The 4,400-nt window shown below is 46.2% G+C and carries 2 protein-coding genes and 1 pseudogene; all 3 read left to right on the forward strand.

The window, feature by feature from the left end; genetic code table 11:
• Positions 1-89: 89 nt before the first annotated feature.
• Positions 90-2,144 (forward strand): hypothetical protein, encoded by a 2,055-nt coding sequence (locus tag E5329_RS28430; protein ID WP_135992485.1) that lies wholly within the window; start codon positions 90-92, stop codon positions 2,142-2,144.
• Between the two features lie 234 nt (positions 2,145-2,378).
• A pseudogene (locus E5329_RS28435) lies at positions 2,379-2,474 on the forward strand (type IV secretory system conjugative DNA transfer family protein); the annotation flags it as partial.
• Between the two features lie 44 nt (positions 2,475-2,518).
• Complete coding sequence (locus tag E5329_RS28440; RefSeq protein ID WP_330572419.1) at positions 2,519-4,300, forward strand: recombinase family protein; 1,782 nt, start codon at positions 2,519-2,521, stop codon at positions 4,298-4,300.
• The last annotated feature ends 100 nt before the right edge of the window (positions 4,301-4,400 follow it).

The following is a 4,400-nucleotide window of genomic DNA, read 5'->3' on the forward strand; positions in this document are numbered from 1 at the left end:
TAATTCCCCCATGAATGGGGGCTAGGGGGCTGAAGTGTCGAAGACACTTTTTTATACCCAAAAATATTTATTCAAGGAGGTACATGGGTATGTACAAAGTTAGTGATGAAGTTATGGAGGCCATTAGTAAGATTGATGGGAAAGGTGATCCTGTAGTAGCTGCTGGAACAACTGGTAGTGGAAAATCAGCAGTTGAAGAGGCTTCTGCAAAGAATCCGGTGACACAGTCTTTGTTAGGAATCAGAGAGGCTTCTGGTAAGGGTAGTGTTACCAAGGCAAGTACAATTGCAACCGATTATGAGATGATCCCAGAGGATAAGCTGGTTATGTCGGCAGAACTCCATCCAAAGACAATGGCAGAGTGTGGAGACGATAATGAGCTATTGGGCAATGTTCTTTATTCTGGAGCAAAGGATTACTTTAAGAATTCGGACGAGAACTTGTATAAAGCCAAGTTGGCAAAGGCAATGACAAATTTACTAGAGCATCCGGCAAATGATTCGTTAGGATATAAGCTGAAGGATATCGGTGATGATAAGTATAATGCTCTCATGGAAGTAATTCTTAAGTTCGATGTTTCACAGGTGATGATTCTTTATAATGAGATGCTTGCAAAAACCTCAAAGAAAGGTCAGAAAGGAGTACGAGTATTTATAGAACTTCTATCTTTGAGAGAATCTTTCCGAGAAATTGTGGCAGAGTTTTGGAATCTGGTTATTGATTTTATAAACCAGGAAGTAGAGGAACTTCGTGAGAAACTTGAAAGCAATGGTGCTGTAGTGGGGGTAAAGCCTGAGGGTGGATACATGTTTACCGCTCTTCTTGGAGAAGATGACCTGGATAGTGAGATTACGGAAATTCTACTTAAGAGTGAGGAAGGTTCAAAAGAATATTTACTTTCCAATGTTTCACTAATCTATCGTGGTGCGGATTATATTTTCGATGTTGGAAATAAGGATGCATTGACGGTAGCGGAGATTGGTGATACAAAGATTCATTGTATCAGAATTATCGATACACAGGGGCTTTTCCATATTACAGGCGTAAAGGCAAAGGATGAAGCTGAACGTATCGTTGATTTACTTTCGGAGTTTCATAGTAATAGATTGCTGTTAGTTGTCAACTCCTTTGTAACGGATACAGTTAAGGATGGCTATGATGCAATTTCTATGATGCTCCAGGAAGTGAATAGGGATATTGAGGTATATCTTCTTTTTACACATTGGGATGAGTATCTGAAGAGCTTTGCTAACCAGAGCGGTACAGTAAGCAGATTCAGCAGAAGAAGTAATATCAATTGGGCGGAAAAATATAAGGAAGCATTCTACGAGCAACAGAAAGTTATTGATAGATTTAATGCTGCTGTAGATGATAATGCTTCTAAAAAAAAGCCGCAGATTATTGGTGTATATAGAGCAGCTATTCTTTCTGAAGACGGAAACAAAATGGAGGATATCCTTGATTATGAAGGTGTTCAGTACCCAGATGCATTGAATCAGCTCTTTACGGATATGGTACAACAGGCATCTGTAACTGGAGACAGATATCGTGTTGTTGAGGATATTGAGGAGTCTGTTAGTATTGATTCTTCCGAATTTGGAAAGCAGAATATTTCCTCATTGTATTCAAATCTTGTAAGTGAATGTAAGAATTTGAAATTGTATGCATCTACAGTTCGTGCTTGTAATCGTAAGTGGATTAATGCTGGTAATGTCCATAATTCGAATGTTGTTGCTAATGATTATGGTTTCCAAAATATAACTACAAAGTTTGTTCAGGAAATCCGTAATTATGCAATGAATTACGTTAAGAAGTTGGATATTGATGCAAAGGCTTATCTTCCAAATCAGGATGATGAGGAAAAGTTTATTGCGGATCTTATGGCATATTTAACTGCACAGCAGAATGTAGGACGTGAAGTGGCAAAGATGATAGGTAGCGAGTCATATTCCGAGGGATTTGTTCATGCAAAGGAGTTTAAGTATCAGTATGAGCGTTTTACAGATATGATTCAGTATGCACAAGATAATTACTTTATTGCTGATACTATATATTTTACAGAGAAGTTTGAAAAGTGCCTTATTGAAGCATCGAAGAAGTGTATTCGCGATTTTGTGGATTCAAAGTGTATAGTGGTTTATTAAGGAGCATATGGAGAAGGTCGACAAATTTCAATCCAACCGATATAAAAACTTTTTGATGCACACCCGAAAGGGTGTGCAATTATATGAAGAAATGCCGATTTCAAGCCGTTTATGAGAGGGTGCATCGTTGAATTGTATTAATTTCACGGTACCAATGAATCCATGCTACTGTGGATTTTATGCGGTTCTTTTTTCCAATTTAAAAAATTTGTTAGTTCTATATTGACAGAATCAGGCGGTTCCGGATCCGGTAAGACCCGCTTCCACGTCAAGCCGAATTTAATGCAGATGAATGGCAGCTATGTTGTCACTGATCCAAAAGGGTTAGTATTTTAGGGACGGAGAAATCCGCACAACAACAGAAGGTGGCAAACATGGCCCAGAAAACCAAGATTACAGCACTCTATGAGCGTTTGAGCCGTGACGATGAGTTACAAGGCCCCAGCAATTCCATACTGAACCAGCAGGCATTTTTGGAGGACTTCGCCCAGCGGAACGGCTTCACCAACGTCCGGCACTTCACGGACGATGGAGTGAGCGGCACGACCTTTGACCGGGACGGCTTCAAGGCCATGATTGCCGAGGTAGAGGCCGGGAACGTGTCCACCATCATCGTCAAGGACATGAGCCGCTTCGGACGTGACTATCTCAAGGTTGGCTTTTACACCGATGTCATGTTCAGAGATAAGGGCATCCGGTTTATTGCTGTCAACAACAGTATCGACAGCGACAAGCAGGGAGATAACGACTTCACCCCATTTTTGAACATCATGAACGAATTTTACGCCCGTGACTCCAGCCGGAAGATACAGGCCATTTTCAAGTCACGCATGGAGAAGGGGCTTCGGTGTTCGGGGAGCGTCCCCTATGGCTACCGCCGCGACCCGGAGGACAAGCAGCACTTGATTGTGGACGAGGAGGCCGCCGCCGTTGTGCGCCGCATCTTCCAGATGGTGATTGAGGGGAAAGGCGTTCAGGCCATCGCCCGGACGCTGACCAAGGACAAGATACTGATACCCGCCGCCTACGCACAGCAGCACTACCCGGAGAACCACCACAGCCACGGCTACTATGACCCCTGCCTTTGGTCGAGTACGGCGGTTTCCTACATCCTGGAAAAGCAGGAGTACATGGGGCATACTGTGTTGGGCAAGACCATCTGCGAGGACTACAAGACCAAGAAGCGGCGCAAGGCCAAGCCGGAGGAATTGATGATTTTCCGGGACACCCATGAGGCCATCGTGGACGAGGAAACGTGGCAGCTTGCCCACCGTCTGAAGCGGACTATCCGCAAGCCCAGCTATCCAGACCACCCTTCCAATCCTCTGACCGGGCTTCTCTACTGCACCGATTGCGGGTGCAAGATGACCCACCGCCAGCCGTCCCCCACCAAGAAGAAAGTCTTTGACGCTGATGACGCTTACCTCTGCGGCGGCTACCGCCATTTGACCCGTGACTGCACCATGCACTTTATCAAAACATCCACTGTTGAGAAGCTGGTGCTGACGGCGATCCGCGAGGTGAGCGCCTACGTCCGGGAGGACGAGAAAGAGTTTATCCGCATCGTGCGGGACACCGCCAGCGCGGGGCAGGAGCAGACAGCCAGGGAGCAGAAGAAGCGGCTTCGCCAGGTGGAGAAGCGGATTGCCGAGCTGGACGAGTTAATCAAGAAGCTGTACGAGGGGAACGCCACCGGGAAGATACCCGACAAGCATTTCAACCGCCTGTTGGCGGAGTACGACACCGAGCAGAGCGCATTAGAGCAGGAGGCGGCGGAACTGAAAGAGGGCATCACCGCCCAGGCCGAGGACGGCATGAGGGCGCAGCGGTTTGTTTCTCTTGTGCGGCGGTACACCAGTTTTGACGAACTGACCATGCCCATGCTCAACGAGTTTATCGAGAAAATCGTTGTCCATGAGGCGGACAAATCCACCGGGGACAGGCGGCAGAAGGTTGATATATATTTCAACTTTATCGGCTGTTTCGTTCCGCCCAAACCGGAGGTTATTCTGACCGCCGAGGAAGAAGCGAAAGCGCAAAAGGCGTTGGCGGCGAGGAACCGGGAACGGGAGCAAAATCGACTGCGTATGCGCCAGGTGAGGGTGGCACAGCGGGCCGCAAAGGGTGCCGGGGAGGTTTCCTCTCCGGCTGGTTGATTTGATTGTGTTGTTGTGCTATACTTGGTACGCACACAGAACGACAAATCGTTAAGGAAAGAATCGAAGGTGGTGCAAACGAAAAAGCAGCTTTGATTTT

Source organism: Petralouisia muris, assembly GCF_004793545.1.
GTDB lineage: Bacteria > Bacillota > Clostridia > Lachnospirales > Lachnospiraceae > Petralouisia > Petralouisia muris.